20 protein-coding genes are annotated in these 20,268 nt (G+C 65.4%); 9 read left to right on the top strand and 11 right to left on the bottom strand.

All coding sequences use genetic code 11. The annotated features are described in order from the left end of the window. The first annotated feature begins 126 nt into the window (after nt 1-126). The 4 genes from ASE91_RS09735 (at nt 127) to ASE91_RS09720 (ending at nt 5,435) form a co-directional block, all read left to right on the top strand. Nucleotides 127-1,335 carry an ABC transporter permease gene (locus ASE91_RS09735; protein ID WP_055998025.1) on the top strand — a complete coding sequence of 403 codons (1,209 nt, stop codon included), beginning with the start codon at nt 127-129 and terminating at the stop codon, nt 1,333-1,335. Next, nucleotides 1,335-1,817, top strand: coding sequence for a peptide-methionine (S)-S-oxide reductase (locus ASE91_RS09730; RefSeq protein ID WP_235530404.1), 483 nt, complete (start codon nt 1,335-1,337; stop codon nt 1,815-1,817). The genes ASE91_RS09735 and ASE91_RS09730 overlap by 1 nt, the downstream gene beginning before the upstream one ends. A 170-nt stretch (nt 1,818-1,987) precedes the next feature. Then, nucleotides 1,988-2,308, top strand: a complete 321-nt coding sequence (locus ASE91_RS19315) for a hypothetical protein (protein WP_056625576.1) — start codon at nt 1,988-1,990, stop codon at nt 2,306-2,308. Nucleotides 2,309-2,474: 166 nt separating this feature from the next. Next, a complete protein-coding gene (locus tag ASE91_RS09720) occupies nt 2,475-5,435 on the top strand; it encodes a TonB-dependent receptor (protein WP_056625573.1) in 2,961 nt (986 codons plus the stop codon). A 94-nt stretch (nt 5,436-5,529) separates the two neighbouring features. Here the strand turns inward: ASE91_RS09720 and ASE91_RS09715 are convergent, their stop codons facing one another. The 9 genes from ASE91_RS09715 to ASE91_RS09675 form a co-directional block, all read right to left on the bottom strand. Further along, nucleotides 5,530-5,925, bottom strand: coding sequence for a type II toxin-antitoxin system VapC family toxin (locus tag ASE91_RS09715; protein WP_055998013.1), 396 nt, complete (start codon nt 5,923-5,925; stop codon nt 5,530-5,532). Next, a complete protein-coding gene (locus tag ASE91_RS09710) occupies nt 5,918-6,166 on the bottom strand; it encodes an AbrB/MazE/SpoVT family DNA-binding domain-containing protein (protein WP_056625570.1) in 249 nt (82 codons plus the stop codon). The genes ASE91_RS09715 and ASE91_RS09710 overlap by 8 nt, the downstream gene beginning before the upstream one ends. An 80-nt stretch (nt 6,167-6,246) precedes the next feature. Then, nucleotides 6,247-7,140, bottom strand: a complete 894-nt coding sequence (locus ASE91_RS09705; RefSeq protein WP_056625567.1) for an aldo/keto reductase — start codon at nt 7,138-7,140, stop codon at nt 6,247-6,249. Continuing rightward, nucleotides 7,137-8,129, bottom strand: coding sequence for a DUF1861 family protein (locus ASE91_RS09700; protein ID WP_082453943.1), 993 nt, complete (start codon nt 8,127-8,129; stop codon nt 7,137-7,139). Before ASE91_RS09700 ends, ASE91_RS09705 begins: the two co-directional genes overlap by 4 nt. Before the next feature lie 121 nt (nt 8,130-8,250). Further along, nucleotides 8,251-9,309, bottom strand: a complete 1,059-nt coding sequence (locus ASE91_RS09695) for a glycoside hydrolase family 130 protein (RefSeq protein WP_056625564.1) — start codon at nt 9,307-9,309, stop codon at nt 8,251-8,253. A 12-nt stretch (nt 9,310-9,321) separates the two neighbouring features. Further along, on the bottom strand, nt 9,322-10,161 hold the full coding sequence (locus tag ASE91_RS09690) for a carbohydrate ABC transporter permease (protein ID WP_056625561.1): 840 nt from the start codon (nt 10,159-10,161) through the stop codon (nt 9,322-9,324). Further along, the gene (locus ASE91_RS09685; RefSeq protein ID WP_056625558.1) at nt 10,158-11,039 is read right to left on the bottom strand and encodes a carbohydrate ABC transporter permease; all 882 of its coding nucleotides are present in this window, start codon (nt 11,037-11,039) and stop codon (nt 10,158-10,160) included. The genes ASE91_RS09690 and ASE91_RS09685 overlap by 4 nt, the downstream gene beginning before the upstream one ends. Then, nucleotides 11,036-12,319 (bottom strand): extracellular solute-binding protein, encoded by a 1,284-nt coding sequence (locus ASE91_RS09680; RefSeq protein ID WP_056625555.1) that lies wholly within the window; start codon nt 12,317-12,319, stop codon nt 11,036-11,038. The genes ASE91_RS09685 and ASE91_RS09680 overlap by 4 nt, the downstream gene beginning before the upstream one ends. After that, complete coding sequence (locus ASE91_RS09675; protein WP_056625553.1) at nt 12,316-13,575, bottom strand: hypothetical protein; 1,260 nt, start codon at nt 13,573-13,575, stop codon at nt 12,316-12,318. Before ASE91_RS09675 ends, ASE91_RS09680 begins: the two co-directional genes overlap by 4 nt. 130 nt (nt 13,576-13,705) lie before the next feature. Between ASE91_RS09675 and ASE91_RS09670 the strand changes: the two genes are divergently transcribed. The 3 genes from ASE91_RS09670 to ASE91_RS09660 all read left to right on the top strand — a co-directional run bounded on the left by ASE91_RS09670 (nt 13,706) and on the right by ASE91_RS09660 (nt 16,251). Beyond that, a complete protein-coding gene (locus ASE91_RS09670) occupies nt 13,706-14,782 on the top strand; it encodes a LacI family DNA-binding transcriptional regulator (protein WP_056625550.1) in 1,077 nt (358 codons plus the stop codon). Further along, nucleotides 14,779-15,867: an ABC transporter ATP-binding protein gene (locus tag ASE91_RS09665; RefSeq protein ID WP_056625548.1), complete on the top strand. Its 1,089-nt coding sequence runs from the start codon at nt 14,779-14,781 to the stop codon at nt 15,865-15,867. The genes ASE91_RS09670 and ASE91_RS09665 overlap by 4 nt, the downstream gene beginning before the upstream one ends. A 198-nt stretch (nt 15,868-16,065) precedes the next feature. Continuing rightward, nucleotides 16,066-16,251: a hypothetical protein gene (locus ASE91_RS09660; protein WP_055997983.1), complete on the top strand. Its 186-nt coding sequence runs from the start codon at nt 16,066-16,068 to the stop codon at nt 16,249-16,251. A 17-nt stretch (nt 16,252-16,268) separates the two neighbouring features. Here the strand turns inward: ASE91_RS09660 and ASE91_RS09655 are convergent, their stop codons facing one another. Continuing rightward, entirely contained in the window at nt 16,269-16,658 is a 390-nt protein-coding gene (locus ASE91_RS09655; RefSeq protein ID WP_056625711.1) for a type II toxin-antitoxin system VapC family toxin, read from the bottom strand. A gap of 14 nt (nt 16,659-16,672) precedes the next feature. Next, a complete protein-coding gene (locus ASE91_RS09650; protein ID WP_235530403.1) occupies nt 16,673-16,942 on the bottom strand; it encodes an antitoxin in 270 nt (89 codons plus the stop codon). 230 nt (nt 16,943-17,172) lie between these two features. Between ASE91_RS09650 and ASE91_RS09645 the strand changes: the two genes are divergently transcribed. Continuing rightward, complete coding sequence (locus tag ASE91_RS09645; protein ID WP_056625545.1) at nt 17,173-19,875, top strand: TonB-dependent receptor; 2,703 nt, start codon at nt 17,173-17,175, stop codon at nt 19,873-19,875. A 73-nt stretch (nt 19,876-19,948) separates the two neighbouring features. Then, a complete protein-coding gene (locus ASE91_RS09640; protein ID WP_056625542.1) occupies nt 19,949-20,161 on the top strand; it encodes a hypothetical protein in 213 nt (70 codons plus the stop codon). Nucleotides 20,162-20,268 lie beyond the last annotated feature (107 nt).

Below are 20,268 nucleotides of genomic sequence, written 5' to 3'. Positions count from 1 at the left end.
ACGGGGTTCCGCTGGAGTGACCTTTGTAGGTTTCGTTTGGTGCAAGACGTTCTCGACGAACGCTTCTCGACTACGCTCGAAGCGGCTCGAACCAAACGGTAGTTTACCGGGGCGGGAGATGCGCACATGCTAGGCACCACCTTCCTCCTCGCGATCCGCTCGATCCTGCGCCACAAGCTGCGCTCGTTCCTGACGACGCTCGGCATCATCATCGGCGTGGCGGCGGTCGTCACTATCTCGACGCTGGGACAGGCGACGACCAGCGCGGTGCAGTCGAACATCGCCAGCCTCGGCAGCAACATCCTGCAGGTCCGCCCGGGGCAGGGCTTCGGGCGTGGCGGTGGCGGTCCGCGTCCGCCCGATTTCGACGAAGCCGATGTCGAGGCGATCCGCGACCAGATCGCCGGCGTCACCGCCGTCGCCCCGCAGGCGCAATCGGCCGCCACCGCCATCTATAACGGTGCCAACTGGTCGACGACGATCAACGGCACCACCAACGCCTATTTCACCGTTCAGCCATGGCCGCTGGTGTCGGGCCGCATCTTCACCCCGGCCGAGGAAGCGGCGGGCAAGGCGGTGTGCATCATCGGCAATACCGTGCGCACCAATTTGTTCGGCGGCGGCGAGGCGGTCGGATCGCGCTTCCGCATCGGCAACGTCAGTTGCGACGTGATCGGCACGCTCAGCACGCGCGGACAGGCCGGGTTCGGCGGCGATCAGGACGATGTCGTCATCATGCCGATCAAGACGGTGCAGCGCCGCTTCACCGGCACGCGCGACATCCGCCTGATGCTGGTCGGGGTAAATCCGGCCTATGACGGCGGACAGGTCCAGCAATCGCTGACCCAGCTATTGCGCGAACGCCGCAACATTTCAGGCGGGAAAGAGGATGATTTCAACATCTTCGACACCGCGCAAATCTCCGCCACCATCACCAGCACCACGACGCTGCTGACGACGATCGTGTCGGCGGTGGCGGCGATCAGCCTGCTGGTCGGCGGGATCGGGATCATGAACATCATGCTGGTGTCGGTCACCGAACGCACGCGCGAGATCGGCATCCGCCTCGCGATCGGCGCGGTCGCGTCCGAAGTGCTGCTGCAATTTCTGGTCGAGGCGGTGGCGCTGTCCTGTCTCGGCGGGCTGATCGGCCTGCTGATCGCGCAGGCCGCCGTCGCCGGCCTGTCGCTCGCCAGCGACCTGCCCTTCCTGTTCGTGCCGCGGGTCAATGCGCTGGCGTTCGGCGTTTCGGCGCTGATCGGGGTCGTGTTCGGCTATTTCCCGGCGCGGCGTGCCGCCTCGCTCAACCCGATCGACGCGCTCCGCCACGAATGATGCGGATCGGCCTCGGCGGTGGCTGCCACTGGTGTACCGAAGGCGTCGTGCAGGCGTTGCGCGGCGTCACGCAGGTCGATCAGGGGTTCCTGCGATCCGATCCGCCGTCTGACGCGTGGTCGGAGGGCGTGATCGCGACCTTCGATCCCGCCGTCCTGCCGCTCGACACGCTGATCGAGGTGCATCTGCGCACCCATTCGGGCGGCGGCACCTATTCGCCGAACGGACGCTATCGCAGCGCAGTATATGTTGGCGAACCCGGTCAGCGCGACATCGCGACGGCGGTCATCGCCCGTGTCGCGGCCGAACGGGGTGGGGCGGGGCGGACGCTGATCCTGCCGTTTCGCGACTTCACGCCATCGGAGGAACGGCATCGGAATTATTACCGGACCGACCCGAACCGGCCGTTCTGCCGACGCTATATCGACCCGAAACTCGATTTCTTGCGCGCGCAATTCGCCGAGATCGTTCGGCCCCGATAGGCTTTCCCAAAGCATGGCGGATTACACCGCTCTTTGGTAGCAAATCACACGAACAGCATGTCGCCCGTCGGCAAAAACCGCGTATTTCCGCCATTCTTTAGAACTGGCACGGTCGCTGCAAAGTAGCTGGCAACACCGGAACACACCGGATTGCACAGGGAGACTACACTATGACCGCCATTCGCTTCGCCGCTTCGATCGTCCTCGGCCTGGTTGCCACCACCTCGGCCTTTGCCGCCGAACCCAATGCCGCACCGGCACCCGCCGCCGCTGTGACCGTCGCCAGCACCAGCGTCGCCACTTCGCGCCTGCCGGTCACCGTCACCGTTGCCGCCGGCCCTGCGGCCCTCGCCTACCGCTCCGCGCCGAACGCACGCTATTGTTTCCGCACCACCTACACCGGCTCGCATATCGCCCCGCGCTTCTGCAAGACTCGCGCAGAATGGCAGACTGCCGGCATCGACCTCGACGCTGCGCTCGCCGGCAACTGATCGGTACCCGCTACGCCCCAAACGGCGGTCCCTCGACAGGGGGGCCGCCGTTTCTGCGTCGTAACATAAAATACAAATGACATGCTGCGTATTGATCCATACTATGTGATCCACCGTATCATAATATGGGATGCTCACATAGAGGAGCAGCCGGGGAGAGGGACACATGGCCGTATTTCGCGCAGCTTCGTACCGTGGCGTATCGTTCGCCGCATTGGCATTCGCCCTGGGCCTCACCGCCCCCGCCTTCGCGCAGGACGTCCCCGCCGACACCGGCGGCGACACCGCCACCCCGCAACAAGTTGACGAAGGCGAGATCATCGTCACCGGCTTCCGCGCCTCGCTCAACAGCGCACTGGGACAGAAGCGGCGCGAGACCGCCGCGGTCGACAGCATCGTCGCCGAGGATATCGGCAAATTCCCCGACGCGAACCTCGCCGAATCGATGCAGCGCGTGCCCGGCGTGGCGCTGGCCCGCGGGGACGGCGGCGAAGGGCGCAACATCTCGGTCCGTGGTCTCGGTGCCGGATTCACCCGCGTCCGCATCAACGGCATGGAAGGCACGGCCCAGACCGGCTCGTCCGACATCTATGGTGCGGGCAACAACGGCCGCAGCTTCGACTTCAACGTCTTCCCGACCGAGATCTTTTCGGCCCTGTCGGTACGCAAGACGCCGTCGGCCGATGTCGAGGAAGGGTCGCTGGGCGCGACCGTCGACCTGTCCGCACCAAAGCCGCTCGATTCGCGTGAGGATTTCGTCCTGACCGCAACCGCGCGCGGCATCTGGAACGAATTGTCGAAGCAGGTCGACCCGCGCGCATCGATGCTGGTGTCGAAGAAGTTCGCCGACGGCACGTTCGGCGTGCTCGCCTCGGTCGCCTATCAAAAGCGGCATCTGCGCGAGGTCGGCTATTCGGCGGTCGATATCCTGTCGGCCAATACCAACGGCCTGTTCTGCTCGCCGCTCGGCGTCAATCCGCTCTACCCGGCCTTCGGTACCAAGGGCTCGACGATCGGCGACTGTTCGACCGGCAACCCGCGCACCGGATCGGTCGCGGCCTACAACACTATTCTCGGCCTGCGCCGTGCCGACCTGCCCAACACGCCGGGCAGCGGCGCGTTCTTCCCGCGCCTGCCACGCTATCTCAATTCCGAACAGGATCAGGAACGGATCGGCGGTACCTTCACGGTCCAGTTCAAGCCCGACGAGAATACCGACATCTCGGTCGATCTGCTCTATTCGCGCTTCGACGTCACCCGTCGCGACAATTACATCGCCGGCATCTCGTTCGGCCGCGCGATCGGCAATAACGGGCAACCGATGGTGTCGGTGCGCGACGCGCAATTCAGCGACAAGGGATCGCTGCTCTACGGCCTGTTCGACGGTGTCGACGTCCGTTCCGAAGGGCTGGTCGACCACTTCGTCTCGACCTTCAAACAGGCCAATTTCAACCTCAAGCACCGTTTCAACGACGCGCTGGAACTGACCATGCTGGTCGGGCGCAACCAGTCGGTCTGGGACGGGCGCAAGCGGTTGCAGACGTTCATGGACGTCATCGACAGCGACAATTTCTCGATCGATTTCCGGGGCAAGGGCAGCACGCCGACGATCGGCTTCGGCTTCGACGTCGCCGACCCCGCGAACTTCAACTACGCCCCCGGCCTGTCCGACGGCACTGTCCTTGGCGGCTTCAGTTTTCAGGGCAAGCCGTCCAAGAACACCACCGATAACATGACCGGCGAGGTCAATCTGGGCTGGACCGTGGCGGAGGGCTTCACGGTCAAGGCCGGCGGCCAGTATCGCGAAAGCGATTTCGTATCGTCCTTCCTGCGCCCCTATAACGCCGACACCGTCGTCCGGGCGCTCCCCGCCGGCACCTCGCTCGCCAGCATCACCCGCCGGATCGAGGGTGTGGGCGACCTGTTCGGATCGGGCGCGCCCAATGCATGGGCGGCGATCGATCCGGACAAATGGGCATCGACCTTCGGCTACGACCAGGTCCGCTATTGCGGCGTCGAATGCGGGGCGGGACGCAGCCGGGTGAAGGAAGAGGTCAAGGGCGCCTATCTGATGGGCAATTTCGACCTGACCGACATGGTCGGGCTGGGGCTGCGCGGCGATGTCGGCGTGCGCTATGTCAAGACCGACCTGTCCACCTCGGGCTATATCGCCGTCGCACCGCCCGCCGGACAGACGTCACCCACCAACCTGATCGGCCAGTATGCGCAGGCGCGGCGCGGCTATGACGACTGGCTGCCATCGGCCAACATCGTCGTCGAACCGGTGCGCGACCTGCTGATCCGCATATCGGGGGCGAAGGTGATGACCCGACCCGAGCTCGGCATCCTGACGCCGACCAGCGGGGTGAACCCGGTGACGCGGGTCGGCAACGTCAACAACCCGTTCCTCGAACCGATCCGCGCCAACACCTTCGACGCCGCGGTCGAATGGTATTTCAAGCCCGGCTCGCTGTTGTCGGTCGCCTATTTCTACAAGGATATCAAAAGCTACATCCAGAATGTGAACAGCCAGATCCCGTTCAACCAGCTGGGTCTGCCCAATGCGCTGCTCGAAAACAGCCAGACGTCGCCCGACGAACTGTTCACCGTGTCGCAGCCGTTCAACACGCCGGGCGGTCCGCTCAAGGGCTTCGAGGTCAACGCGCAATTCCGCCTCGACTTCCTGCCTGGCTTCCTCGGCAATTTCGGCGTGCTCGGCAACTATACGCGGGTGACGTCGGAGATCGAATATGTCCTCGCCAGCGTCGGCGGGGTGCCGACCGTCACCACCACCAACGATCTGGTCGGCCTGTCGAAGAACACCGCGTCGGGCACGCTTTATTACGAGGACGACAAGTTCAGCATCCGTTCGACGGCGAATTACCGCGACCGCTTCATTCGCGGCATTCCAGCCTCGCCCGGCAGCGATCTTCAGGGCAACAAGCCGACCCTCTATGTCGATGCGTCGGCGTCCTATGGCATCACCGACCAGATCAAGCTGATCGTCGAAGCGACCAACCTGACCGACGAACGCAACGTCCTCTACACCGACAGCGTCCGGCAGGACACGCTGTTCGAGACCCGCATCGGGCGGACGGTGACCGCGGGCGTCAACGTTCGGTTCTGAGCCGCTCCCCTCCCTTGTCAGGGAGGGGAGAAATTCAAAGTTCCCCCCCTGCCCCCGCCCATCCCCGGCGGGGGCATTTTTCTGCGTCCGCCCCTTACCGGATCGCCACGACCTCGACCTTCAGCGGTTCGGCGAGCGACAGCCACGCCCGATCCCCGGTCAGCGCGACCGCCTTGCGATCGATCGCCAGCGCCAGACAGCTGCGATCGCCGAGCGACAGGCCCGACGACCGCGTTTCCCGGCGCAGCAGCCCCGCGGCCATCGCCTGCGATCGGTCCTGTGGAACGATGTCGATATCCAGTTGCGCCATGATCTCCGCGATCTGATCGGGCGACGCGCCCCGGTCGATCAGCTTGGCGACGACTTCGGACAGGTTCACCGCACTCATCAGCGCACCGCTCATATGGTCGGCGACGACGTCGGCACCGGGTTCGTCGAAGAACGCCGCCAGCACCGCCGATGCGTCGAGGACATAGACCGTGTCAGCCACGCTCGGCTTCGGCGCGCCGGTCGGCGATCAGTTCGTCGACGACCGATCCGTTCGGCGTGACATAGGGCTGCAGGATCGCCTGAATCCGTTTGAGCACGTCACGGCGCGGCCGGATATGCAGTTCGCCGTCGACCACCCGCATCACGACCTGATCGCCATCGGCCAGTCCCAGCTCACGACGAACGTCGGACGGCAGCTGCAACCGCCCCCCGCTCACCAACCGACCGTTATGCGCATTCATCGACTTGCCGCCTTGCGATGCTACAGACCGACCAGCAATATACAGATGCGCAGGGTCCGCTACAACCGGCGGGTGGATCGTCAGGGCAGCGGTGTCCCCATCCCTGCCTGCAACACCGCATACCATTCAGCCGGGGTCCACTCGACCGTCAGCGCCCCCGCCGCCGCGCGGATGCGATCGGGGTTTTGCGATCCGATGATCGGGATGATCCGCGCCGGATGGACCATCGCCCACGACAGCGCGGCCGTCGCGGCATCGACCCCGAAGCGCGCGCCCTGTTCGGTGAGCAGCGCGCCCGCCGGATGCGCGCCGTCGCTCAACCGTCCGCCGCCGAGCGGCGACCAGGCGAGGACCGCCATGTCCTTCGCCATCGCCTGATCGAGCGTCCCGTCGAACAGCGGCGCGCTGTGCAGCGGGGAGAATTCGGGCTGGGTCGACAGAATCGGCAGGTCGAGAAACGCCTGCAACGCATCGACCTCGGCCGGGCTATGGTTCGACACGCCGATCCCGCGCACCTTGCCGGCATCGACCATCGCGGTCAGGCTCTTCGCCACCTCCTGCGGATGGGTCAGGAAATCGCGGCGATGGATCTGGTACAGGTCGATCCGGTCGATCCCCATGCGTGACAGCGATGCGTCGACGGATTCCGTCAGATAGGCGCGGTCGGAACGATAGGGAATGCCGGGGCGGATGCCACCCTTGGTCGCGATCACCATCCGCTCACGCAGATAGGGCGCCTCGGCCAGCACCTGCCCGAACAGCGCCTCAGCCGACCCGAAGCCCGCCGGGGTGTCGGTGCCATAGATATCGGCGGTATCGAACAGGGTGATGCCCGTCTCCAGCGCCGCCTCGACCAGCGCGCGGGCCGGTCCGACCGCGCCGGTGAAGCGCCACATGCCCCAAGCCATTGGAGAAACGACGATATCGCTCTTGCCGAGCGGGCGGGGACCAGGATCGATGTTGAACATCGTCATGCCTGTAACCGCTGCGGCGCGACGATCAACTGCGGCGCGTCGGTGGTCGTTGCCTCGCCGGCGAGCGGCACGTCGAACGGATAAACGATCTCGACCCAATGCGCCTCGGCATCCGACGTGCCGGCATAGAGTCGCGTCACCGCGCCGATGCGTTCGATGCCCGACGAAAACACGACATCGACCAGATCGGGCCGCTTCGCCGCGCCCGGCCCGAACTGATCGCGCCCGGCGAGGATGCGCAGGTCGCGCCACTGGCGGCTCGCCGGATCGAACACGAACGACACCGCATAATAATGCCGCGCGCTATAGATCGTATCGTCCTCGAAATAGGCGATATGCGCGACCAGCCCGATCTCGCCATTGGCCAGCAGATGCGCTTCGTTGACCCCGCCCCAGTCGAGCGGGTGGAACATACCCTCCAGCATCGGCGCGGCGTCGATCGCGTCGACGGTCAGCGCGTCGAGCGAGGCGACCTCGGTATAGCCGATCGTACCGCGCCCGCCCTTGGCCCCGCGCGGCCGAGTGAACACCGCGACCCGGCCATCGGCCAGTTCGCACAGGCGAATATCCTTCATCCCCAGCGGCCCGGCAAAGAACGGTTTCAGGTCGAACAGGTCGCTGCCGCGATAGAAGACCGTCCACCATTCGGGCTCGCCCACGCCGAAGCGGACCTCGACCCCGCCGAACACCAGTTCACCGCCGACGAAGGTCACGAACGGGTCCTGCAACGCAAGGCGCGGCGCGCCGTCGATCGGGTGCCAGACGCCGTCCGCTTCCTCGAAAAAGATCGCGGTCGAATGTTCGCTGTCGCGCGCCTCGACCCGCCCGGCGATGACGGTGCGCTCGCCGACGCGGAACGGCGCGGAGATGTTGTAGACGTCGAGCCCGTCGACCCCGGCAAAGGTCAGCTTGCCCGTCCGCCCCTGTGGCGGCTCGGCGGCGAAGGCGGCATGGCGGGTCTTGACGCGCGGAATGCTGTCATGGTGCATGGATGTTGTCCTGTCTCTCATCCGTACCCTCGCGCAGGCGGGGGTCCAAGGGCTCCGAACGGGGCGCTACATTGTTTGGCCCTGGACTCCCGCCTGCGCGGGCGTACGGTCGGGCGTGTCCTCAAACCCCCATCGCCTGCCACAATTCGGCAAGCGACACCGTGCCCACCGCCATCACCCGGTCGGCCGCGCCATAATAGACGTGCAGCGTATCGCCCTCGACCAACGCGCCGCAGCTGAACAGCACATTGTCGAAAAAGCCGCTGCGCTCATAGGCTTCGTCCGGCACCGCCAGTGCATGGGACAGCCGCGCGCGCACGATCCGTGGGTCGTCGAGGTCGAGCAGCAGCGCGCCGAGGCTGTAGCGCTGATCGGCATCGACCCCGTGATAGATTTGCAGCCACCCGCGATCGGTCTCGATCATCTGCGCGCCGCCGCCGATCTTCATCGCCTCCCATGCCGCTGACGTGCGCCCGGCCAGATGGTGGTGATCGCCCCAATGCAGCAGGTCGGGCGACTTGGCGATCCAGATTTCGGGCGTGCCGAGGTGCAGCGGCGCCGGGCGATGCAGGCACCAATAATGGCCGCCGACCTTGCGCGGGAACAGGCACACGTCGCGATTGTCGGGCGCGTGGATAATGCCGATGCGCTCGACCGAGACGAAGTCGTCGGTCACCGCCAGCGCGGTGGCGATGCCGAGGTCGCTGACGGCGGTGTAGTTGATGTACCAGCGCCCCTCGATCGCCGTGATCCGCGCATCCTCGCACCCGAAGCGTTCGCTGCGGTCGGCGGGAAACAGGAACGGCGCGTCGTCGACCGCAAACGCCACCCCGTCGCGGCTGCGTGCCAAGCGGAGGTGCGACAGCGAGGTCAGGAACACGTCGCGCGGATCGGCGCGCGAGCGCACCATGCGCGGGTCGGCAAAGTCATAGGCCGGATCGTCGCGACGGAAACTGCGGGTGGTGCAGGTCCATGCGCCGTCCACCTCCTCCAGCAGCGGCACGGTCACCGTGTCGGGATCGTCGGCGATTACGCTCTCGGCGACGCGGACCAGCAGGATCGTCTCCTCGCCGAAGCGGGTCACGCCGGCATTGAAACTGCCGTCCACCCGCCATTCGGGGCGGCTCGGCCGGATCATTTCGGGCGTGACGACGGGATTGCGCGGATCACGCTGCAACATGCGAAAACCTTCTCATTTGAGCGACAGCGACATGCCTTGGAGGAAATGCCGCCGGAACAGGAGGAACAGCAGCACCAGTGGCAGCGTCTGCAACACCGCACCCGCCATCACCGGTCCGGCATAGCCGCCATATTGCTTGCTGAACGTCGCCAGCAGTACCGATAACGGCATCTTGTCGGTGTCGGAGATCGCGATCAGCGGCCACAGGAAATTGTCCCAGGTGCCGGTGAAGGTGAACAGCGCGACGATGGCGATGATCGATTTGTTGAGCGGCACGACGATCTTCGTCACCGTCTGCCACAGGCTGGCGCGATCGAGCCGGGCCGCATCGAAATATTCCTCGGGCATCGTCCGGAACGACTGCGACATCATGTAGATGCCCCAGCCCGACATCATCGACGGCAGGATGAGCGCGGCGAGCGAATTGAGCAGCCCCATTTCCTTCACCAGCACGAACAGCGGCAGGATGAACATGCTGGTCGGAATGACCATTTGCAGCAGCAGGAAATCGCCGAACAGTTTGCGCCCCGGGAACCGCATCCGCGCCAATCCGAAGGCGATGAAGGCGGAGGTCAGCAGCACCGATGCCGTCACGGTCAGCGTCACCACCGCCGACACGCCCAGCGCGCCGAGGAACGGCCGGTCGAGCTTGTCGGCGGTCGCGAACAGGAAGGCGAAATTGTCGAGCGTGAAGTCGCCCTCGAATAACCCGGTATTGTAGATCTGCGCGGCGGGTTTCAGCGACGCGGCGACCATCCATGCGAACGGGTACAGCCATGTCAGCGCGAGGGCATAGATGGCGATCGTCGCCGCCCATCCGCCGATGCTGCGTTTGGCAAGCAACGTCTTCATGCCAGCACGACCTTTCGTTCGAACAGCCGCCGGGCGAGCTGCACCAGCGCATAGGTGACCAGCGCGACGAGGATGCTCATCATCGCCGCATGGCTGGGTTGCAGGCGGCGGAACGCGGTTTCGTAGATCATCATCTGCGGCGTCGCCGTGCTGTCGCTCGGGCCCCCTCCGGTGATGATGAACGGTTCGGTGAACAGCCCGAACGATACGAGGATCGCGAAGGTCAGCACCATCATCAATTGCGGGTTCATCATCGGCAGCGTGATCCGCGTCAGCCGCGTCCACGGCCCGGCATGGTCGAGCCGCGCCGCGTCATAGATTTCCTTCGGGATCGCCAGCAGCCCCGAATAGAGGATCAGCCCGTAATAGCCGACGAACTTCCACGACACGACCAGCGCGATCGCCAGCATCGCCAGCGTCGGATCGTTGGTCCACGGCACCCGCACCCCTGCCACATCGAACAGCATCGTGTTGAGCGGCCCGGTCGAGCTGAACACCTTCGCGAACACCAGCGACAGCGCGACCCCCGACGACACGTTCGACAGCAGGAAACACAGCGCCACGAACGCCTTGCCCCGCCCGACATGCTGCAACCCGAACGCGACGATCAACGCCCCGCCGAACGCGATCGGCAGATACATGCCCAAGAACCGCACGACATTCCACAACGCCTGCAGGAACTGCGGGTCCTGCACCGTCAGCCACAGGTTGCGCGCGCCGGTGAACACAGGTTCGTCGAAGAACCGCCACTGCGTCACCGACAGCCTGGCCAGCCAGAAAAAGGGATAGGCCCAGAACACGGCGGTGAAGGCCAGATAGGCACCGGCCAGCGACAGCCCGATCACCGCTTCGCGCGACAAGGCGGTTCGTTGCTTCATCCCTGCACCTCCAGCATCCGGTTCGTCCGCGCGACCGCATCGGCGAGTGCGGCGGCGGGGCTGGTCGCGCCCAGCATCAGCGGCTCGACCAGCCTTGCGCTCATGATCTTCTGGATATCGATGGTATGTTCGGACAGCGCGGGCGGCCGGGCGGTGGCGACATGGTTCGCATAGGCGCGGGCGATGGCGTTGCCGCGATAATAATCGGCGAAGGCGGGATTGGTCAGCAGGTCGTCGCGCGCGGGCGACAGGCCGGTGCGCTGGAGCCAGAGCAGGTTGAGCGCCTCGTCGCCCAGCGCCCAGCTCAGGAACGCGAACGCCTCGCGCTGCACGCGGCTGTTGCGGAAGATGACGACGCCCTTGCTGTCGGAAAAGGTCGAGCGCGTGCCCGTCGACGGGCCTTCCGCGATCATCGGCCCGACCGCGATCCGCGCCAGCGTCTCGGGATAGATGTTCGCGAACCGCTCGACATCCCACGGCCCGCGCACCGCACCGGCGGCAAGGCCCGACATCAGCGGCTCCTCGGCATCGAAGTCGAGCGCGGTCCAGCCCTGTCGATACATGCGGTCGACGAACCCCGCCGCCTGCAACCCCGCCGGATTGTCGTACAGCGCCTTGTTACCCGCGAGATACGGCTGCCCGCCAGATGCGGCATAGTAATAGGAGATATAGTCGAACCAGCGGTCCTGCCACGCGCGCCCGGCGACGACCTGCATCCCGTAGCGCGTGCCGCGCACGGCATAGCGTTCGCAGAAGCGATAGACATCGGCATAGGTGGTCGGTGGCGCGGACAGGCCGTTTGCTTCGAGCAGATCGGCCCGCCACCAGATCAGCGTCGGGCTGGAATAGATCGGCAGCGCCACGACCTGCCCGCCCTGTTCCCATCCCGCCATGATCGATCGCATGTGTCGCCGGTCGAGCAACGCATCATAGCCCGGCATCACCGCGAGATTGGCGACCTGTCCCAGCGCGGCCAGCTGCACCGCGAAACCCGAAAAGACGTTGGTGCATAGATCGGGTTCGGTGCCGGCGACCAGCGCCGACAACACCGTATCCTCCGAATTGCCGGCGGTCGGGATGGTCGTGAACTCGACCGGCAGGCCGATCCGCGCGGCGTTCCATTTCGCCACGGCGATCTTCCAGAACCCCTCCTCCGCCGCATTGGGCGCGACCCAGAGCCGGATGCGGTCGGTGCGCCGTTCGCTGCGCGGTTGCCCGCACCCGGCCAGCAGCGCCGCACCGCCCAGCGCCAGCAGCAGGGCGTCGCGCCTGCTGGTCATGGCAGCGGCGTTCCGGCGAGCGCGGTGGCGGCGAACAGCCCCTCGATGGTCGACTCCGCACCGGCGTTCGGATTTATTCTGTCCGGGGCGATGATGCCGTCATAGCCGCGGCCGGTGGCGGGATCGAGCATCACCTGGCGGGCGTCGTTGCGCCCGGCGAACCACATCCCCAGACGCTGCGCCAGCAATTGATAGCGCCCTTCCCCGGTCTGGCGATGCGCCTCGGTCGCGGCGAGGATCATCGGGGTGATGCCGTAGGCGATTTGCGGAAAGCGTTCGGCCTCGACCGCTTTGAACCCCTGCCCGTCCTTTTGCAGCGCGAAGGCGGAGCGCATGCCCGTCTTGAGCAGCCAGGGATAGAAATGATCGACCTCGCGCAAGGCGCTGGCCGTGAAGTCGGCGCGTCCCAGTAGCTTGCCGGCGCGCAGCAGCGCATAGGCCTGCGCATTGCCCCACGCGTGCCAGCGATTCTGCCAGCTGAGGAACGCGCCGTGGGGGAAGCGCCTGGCATCGCCCGCCTGCATCGCGACCAGCCCGTCGCCGATCCGTCCGATCAGGGCGCGGGTCGCGGGGTCGCGTGTGCGTTGCCAGTGCGGCAGCAGGCCGAGCAGCGCGACCGATCCGGCATCGGCACCCGATTCGAGCGGCAACCATGTCGGGACGGTCAGGCCCGCCACCGTCGTCGTGCCGCTGGCGCTGACGGGCAGGTCGCGCTGCAGGTTCGCGACGAGGCGGTCGGCGGCAGTGCGGGCGCGCGCGGCAGTGTCGGGGGCAAGGTGCGGCAGCGCCGCCTCCAGCCCCCACAGCGCGCGGAGCGACCACCAGTTCAGCTCGGCGAGCGAGGTGCGATAGTCGCGATTGATGCGACCATCGCCCCACAGGAAATTGTGGAAATAACCGTTCTCCGCCTGCATTCGCAGGACGAAGCGGGTCAGCATCTCGATCCGGTGCCGCCGCTTCGCATCCGGGTTGGTGGCGGCGAGCAGGACGATGCCCCGCGCCACATCATCGACGCAGGTATAGCCTTCGCGCGGTTCGATGGCGAAGCGATAGTCAGGGGCTTCGCTATAGATATGCAGGATGCCGACGCGTTCGCCGTTGAGGTCGCGTTCGGCATAGAGGTGGTCGAAGTGGACGAAGTTGCCACGTATCGCTGGTCGCGTCGGCGCTGCAATCGATTGCGCGACCGCCCCGCCCGGCAAGGGGATGGCAAGGGCTAGCAGCGCGGCCGCGCCGATGCGCAGGGTCGTCTTCACAAGCGGCCGTTCCTCTCCACCGCCCCCGTTTCGGGGTGCGGGTTTATCGTTAAACATTGGCAGTTGCGGCTGTCAAGGCGGCGCGGTAGGCAGGGGCCAACCGGCGGAACGGCCGAATGGAGAGGATGCCATGCCGCGCCCCAAACGCGCCACGCTGAAATCGATCGCCGCCGATCTGGGCATCACCCATACGTCGGTGTCGAATGCGTATAACAACCCGGCAAAGGTGTCGAAGGACCTGCGCGACCGCATCTTCGCCCATGCCCGCCATGTCCACTACGAAGGGCCGAACCCCGCCGCACGGTCGCTACGCACCGGACAATGCGGCGCGATCGGCGTGCTGTTCAACGACCAGCTGAGCTATGCCTTCACCGATCCGCACGACATCGCGTTCCTGCGCGGCATCTCTTCGGTGTGCGAGGAGGAAGGCGCCAACATCGTCCTGATCCCGCTGAAGGACAGGCATCCCGAACGGCGCGACACGCTGACCGCGATCGTCGACGGCTATATCCTGAACGCGCCGTACAAGAGCAATCCGACGATCCAGAAGGCGCTGGCACGCGGTTTGCCGACCGTCGTGGTCGATTTCGATGCGCCGGGGCTGCCGAGCGTGCTGACCAATGATCGGGCGATGATGCGGCAGGTGGTGTCGCACCTGATCGACCACGGCCATCGCCGGATCGCGATCGTCACCTTTCCATGGACTGAGGATCATGGCGAGATCTACGCGCTCGACCGCGATTTCTCGGACGAAAATTACGTCGTCCACGAACGCATCCTCGGCTGTCGCGACGCCTTCGACGATGCCGGCATCGCCCGGCACGGCATCCTCGTGTGCGAGACGCGCAATTCGGAGGAAGGCGGCGCGGACGCGGTCGACCGGTTGTTACAGCGTCAACGCGACCTGACCGCGATCGTCTGTTTCTCCGACCGGTTGGCGCATGGCGTGATGACGGCGTGCGAAGCGCTGGGGCGGCCGGTGCCGGGGCGGATGTCGGTGACCGGCTATGACGGGATCGACCCGCCGGGGCGCGTTGCCGATGGGCCGCGCCTGACGACGGTACGGCAGAATGCCTTCGAAAAAGGCCGCAAGGCCGCCGAACGGCTGCTCTGCGACACCGACGGCGGGGCCGCCCCGATCGGCATCGAGGCCGAATTCGTGATCGGCGACAGCAGCGCCGCCGCCTGGGAAGGGACCTGCGCATGACCGCACTGGTGCTCGAAGGGCTCGGCAAGTCCTATGACGGGGTCGAGACGATCCGCGGCATCGACCTGCAGGTGCGGTCGGGCGAGTTCGTCGTGCTGGTCGGGTCGTCGGGCTGCGGCAAGTCGACGGTGCTGCGGATGATCGCCGGCCTCGAAAGCGTCAGCCACGGCACGATCCGCATCGGCGACCGCGACGTGACCCATGCCCCCGCCGCCGATCGCGGCGTGGCGATGGTGTTCCAGTCCTACGCGCTGTACCCGCACATGACCGTGCGCGAGAATCTGGCGTTCGGGCTGAAGAACATCCGCACGCCCAAGGCGACGATCGCGCAGGCCGTCGACCATGCCGCGACGGTCCTCGAACTGGATGCGCTGCTCGACCGGATGCCGCACCAGCTGTCGGGCGGGCAGCGGCAGCGGGTGGCGATCGGCCGGGCGATCGTGCGCGATCCGGCGATCTTCCTGTTCGACGAACCGCTGTCGAACCTCGACGCCGATCTGCGGGTGCGGATGCGGCACGAACTGGCGGCGCTGCACCGGCGATTGGGCAGTACGATGATCTATGTGACGCACGATCAGGTCGAGGCGATGACGCTGGCCGACCGGCTCGTGATCCTCGACAAGGGGCGGATCGCGCAGGTCGGCACCCCGCTGGAGATTTACGACCGTCCCGCCAACATCTTTACGGCGGGGTTCATCGGTTCGCCGCGGATCAACCTGCTGCCGGCGACGGTCGTGGCGCGCGATGGCACGGCGGCGGTCTTCGAACTGGCCGGGGGCGTGCGCATCGCCGGGACGGCCGGCGCGCTGGCGGAGGGGGAGCGGGTGACGCTGGGGCTGCGGCCCGAGCATCTGCGGTTGCAGCCGGGGGCGGACGGCGTCGCGCTGCCGATGATGGTCGAGGCGGTCGAGGCGCTGGGGCATTCGACCTATCTCTACGGACAGCTGGCGGCGGGGGGCGAATTTCGCGCGAAACTGGACGGGCATCATGCGGTGACGGGCGCGGTGACGCTGTACGCCGATCCGGCGCGGGTGCTGGTGTTCGATCGCGCTGGGGTGGCGGCGGATGGCGGGGCTTCGTCGTAACCTGATACTGATGTCGCACCGCATAACGGTCAGCTCAGGGGACAAGGGTCTTTGCCACACTAAAAACCAACACGACGAAACGCCTCAATCGGGCGATCGGTTCCGGGTTAACCATTTGCTAGTCCGATCGCGCTATGATTTAGGACAGGCAGCGGAGAGCCGGGGGGCATCCCGCACTGGCAAAGGATAGCGCGAGCGATGGTCGAGACGGCAGTGTTCACCTATGGGTTGTTGGCGAGTTTCGTGCTGTCGGGCGCGGCGCGCAACAAGCGGATGGAGCGGCCCAATCCGGCGATGCTGACCTATATGGGCTATCTGCTGGTCGGCATGTCGGGATCGGCATCGGCGCTGCTGAGCGGCTATGCGGTGTGGCAGTCGATCTGACGACCGGGCGTCGCTGATCAATCCAGCCAGTTTTCGATCGGCAGGCCGCCCACGCGTGCGAATTCGCCGACATTGGCGGTGACCAGCGTCGCACCGGTGGCTTGCGCATGGGCCGCGATCAACAGGTCATTGGGTCCGATCGGCATGCCTGCCGCCTCCAATTCGGTGCGAACGGCACCGTATCGCAGATCGGCGGGAACGTCGAACGGCAGGATGTCGATGCTTGCGAGGATCGCCTCGACCTGCGCCGTCAAGCGCGGCGACGCCTTTTTCGCGCAGCCATAGCGTAGTTCGGCAGCGGTAAGGATACTGATGCAGACCGCGTCGCTGTCGAGCGTGGCGATGCGATCGAACACCCGCCCCTGCGGATGGCGGACCAGATCGGACACGATATTGGTGTCGAGCATATAGCGCGGCTTGCTCAAAGATCGATGTCCTTGAGCGGCAGCAACCCGGCGTCGAGATCGTCGGGCAACGCATCGGCCGCATCGAGGTCGCGGAGCGATCGCAGCGTTTCGAGCAGGCCGAGGCGCGGATGCGGTTCGATGACGAGGCGGTTGCCTTCCTTGTGGATCAGGACCCGGCTGCCGGAAAATTCAAACTCCGCCGGGATGCGGACTGCCTGGCTGCGGTTGTTACGGAACAGCCTGGCCTCGCGGATGTCGCGGTTCGGGGCGGGTTCGACCATCATGGACACTCCGTTGGATATGCCATGTATATACCACGCGGACCGGCGCGTTAAAACACCGGTATCCATGCATCCGCAAAAACGGTCCCGCCTGACTCGCCCGCGATCTCAACACGCTACCGCACATGCCCGCTTGCCGCGTGGCAGGTTGATCGTTAAACCTGTCGCTGCTTCCGACCGATGACCGCACGAACGGCATGGTGACAAGGGAAGCGATAGGGAGAGGATTCGGCATGAAATCCGATACGCGGTTCCGCTTGCTCACGATGGCCGGGATGGCCACGGTGCTGACCATTGCCCCCGCCACGGCGCAGACGCAGGGGGCCGACAATCCGGCCCCGCCCGCCGGCACGGTGCAGGATGCGGCGTCCTCCGTCGATGACGGCGAGATCATCGTCACCGGCTTGCGCGAAAGTCTGCGCCGCGCGACCGATATCAAACGCAATGCCGACAATATCGTCGATTCGATCGTCGCCGACGATATCGGCAAGCTGCCCGACCAGAATATCGCCGAAGCGATCCAGCGCATTCCCGGCATCACCATCTCGCGCGACAATGGCGAGGGGCAGTTCATCACCGTCCGCGGGCTGGGCCCGGCGTTCAGCAGCGCGCTGTACAATGGCCGCATCCTCGCGACCGAGAATCAGGGGCGCGAGTTCAGCTTCGACATCCTGCCCGCCGAGCTCATCAACCGGGTCGACGTATCGAAGACGCCGACCGCCGCACAGATCGAGGGCGGCATCGCCGCGACGGTCGACATGTACACCGCGCGGCCATTCGATTTCAGCGGCACGAAAGTCTCGCTGTCGGGACAGGCCAATTACGACAAGCTGCGCGGGCAATTCTCGCCACAGGCGTCGGGGCTGTTCAGCACGACGTTCGGCGGCGGCGATTTCGGCATTCTCGGCGCGTTTTCCTATATCGACCGCAAGATCGAGGGGAAGCGCATCTTCACCGACGGGTGGGAAGCGAACCAGTCGCTCGACCTGAACAGGGACGGGACGCCTGAGTTCACCGGCGTGTCGCTGCCGACCTATGTCGAATGGGGCACCAACCGCACCAGTCGCAAGCGGCTGTCGGGCCTGCTGACCGCGCAGTGGCGGGCGAGCGACACGTTGCTGTTCACGCTCGACGGCCTGTATTCGAAACTGGACGTCAACGACGATAACAAGGTGTTCTTCGTCTATGGCGGCCCCGGCGACATCACCGCCGCGACGGTCGATTCGAACAACACCATCACCAGCTATACCGGCATCGCATCGGGTCCGAACATCACCAACCAGGTCCGTCCGCGACTTGCCACCACCTATCAGGCGGGCGGCAATCTCGCGTGGACCCCGTCGGACCGGCTGAGCGGCTCGGTCGATTTTTCGTGGTCGAAGGCGACCGACGATACCGGCGGGAATCAGGCGTGGTTCGAAAGCAATCTGGCGACGCCCAGCTATTCGCCGACCGGCGTGCGCTTTGCGATCGGGCCGACCGGATTGCCGGTCTATACGGGCCTCGGCAACCTGCTCGACACGTCGAACGCGAAGGCCGGGTTCCTGACCTATGAGGGAGTCAGCGTCGAGGACCAGATCTATCAGGGCAATGCGAACCTGAAATGGGATGCCGATATGGGCATTCTGACGAAGATTTCGGGCGGGTATAATTTCTCGGATCGCAAGAAATCGCGGTTCTCGTTCAAAACGCCCGATGCGCTGCAATGCCTGTATTGCGGGGCAGGTGTCGGCGTGCCGCAGACCGTGTTCGGGCGACCGGCGGAGGCGACGAACTTCCTCGGCAGCGGAATGTTCGACAGCGCCTATCCGACCTATTCGGCGGCGGATCTCGCCAGCTATCTGCTCAGCGATGCCGCGATCAACCAGCTCGCCAATCCGGCGGCGGCGCGCGCGGCGTTGGCGGCCAATGGCGGTGGCTTCGGCGTCATTCCGGTGCCCGGCAACAGCGGATCGGCGCAGGAACGGACGATCGGCGGCTATGTGCAGGCGACGTTCGGCGGCGATTTCGGGTCGCGGCCGTGGTCGGGCAATATCGGGCTGCGCTATACCCGCACCGACGTGACCTCGCGCGGGTTCGGGCAGGAGATTTTGAGCATCACCCCCGCCCCGCCCGGCGGCGATCCGATCGTCAACCTGTCGGCGGCGCAACCGATCCGTCAGACCGGATCCTATGCGCAGTGGCTGCCGAGCGCCAATTTCAAGGTAGACGTGTTCGAAGATGTCGTGTTGCAGGCGGCGGTCGCCAAGACGCTGACCCGCGCGACGCTGTCCGACCTGCTGCTCATCCGCAACATCAACCCACGCCCGCGCGAACGGGCGATCACCGACGGCAATCCCGGTCTGGAGCCGATGATCGGATGGAATTACGATGCGGCGCTGACCTGGTATCTCGACCGGTCGAGCTTCGTCAGCGTCGCGCTGTTCGCCAAGGATCTGGACAATATCTCGGAAACGGTCACGTCGACGATCCAGCTGCTCGGCCTCGATTTCCGGCGGACGCGGCCGGAGAATATCGGCAGCCGCAGCTATCGCGGCATCGAATTTTCGGGGCAATATACCTTTACCGGCCTGCCCGCGCCGCTCGACGGGCTGGGCGTGCAGGCGAACCTGAGCCTCGTCGATCCCGATGCGACGACGTACAATGCCGTGGCCTTTTACGAAAAAGGGCCGTTGCAGGCGCGGATCGCCTATAATTACCGCAACGCCTATGAACAGACGCAGCAGGGCAATCGCGGACAGCCGGTCAACGTCGACGCCTATGGCATCTGGGACGCGAGCATCAACTATGCGCTGAACGATCGGTTGACGTTGTTCGCGCAGGGGCTGAACCTGTTCAACGAAAAGACCTTTTCCTATTCGGTCTATAAGGAACGGGTGATCGCGTTCGAAACCTATGGCCCGCGCTATGCCGTCGGTGCGCGGCTGAACTTCTGATCGGGACGGTGATGGCACCGGTTCGCGGGTCGTGCGTTACGACCCGCGACCTTTACCGATCAGGAGTAGATTCATGGCCGACACGCTCATCACCAATCGCGACATCCCCGTTTCGAACGGCAAGACCAAGCTGACCGACGCGTTCAAGAAGCATTTCGGCGGCGACGCCCCGATCACCGACAAGGCGCGCGGCTTTGCCAAGGAACGTCCGTGGACCAGCGCGGCGCTGGCCGGCGTGGCGGCGATCGCGGTGCTGAACACGCTGCGAGGCAAGAAGCTGTCGTAAGGCAAACCGCCCTTCCCTCCCCCCCGTTCGCTTCGAGCGCAGGTTCGAGCCTGTCGAGAACCGAAGTCGAGAAGGCAGCGCCCCAGGCGGGCCGTTCTCGACCGACG

The organism is Sphingomonas sp. Leaf62 (assembly GCF_001421915.1).
In the GTDB taxonomy this organism is placed as follows: Bacteria; Pseudomonadota; Alphaproteobacteria; order Sphingomonadales; family Sphingomonadaceae; genus Sphingomonas.
This window is presented reverse-complemented; position numbering and strand designations above follow the sequence as displayed.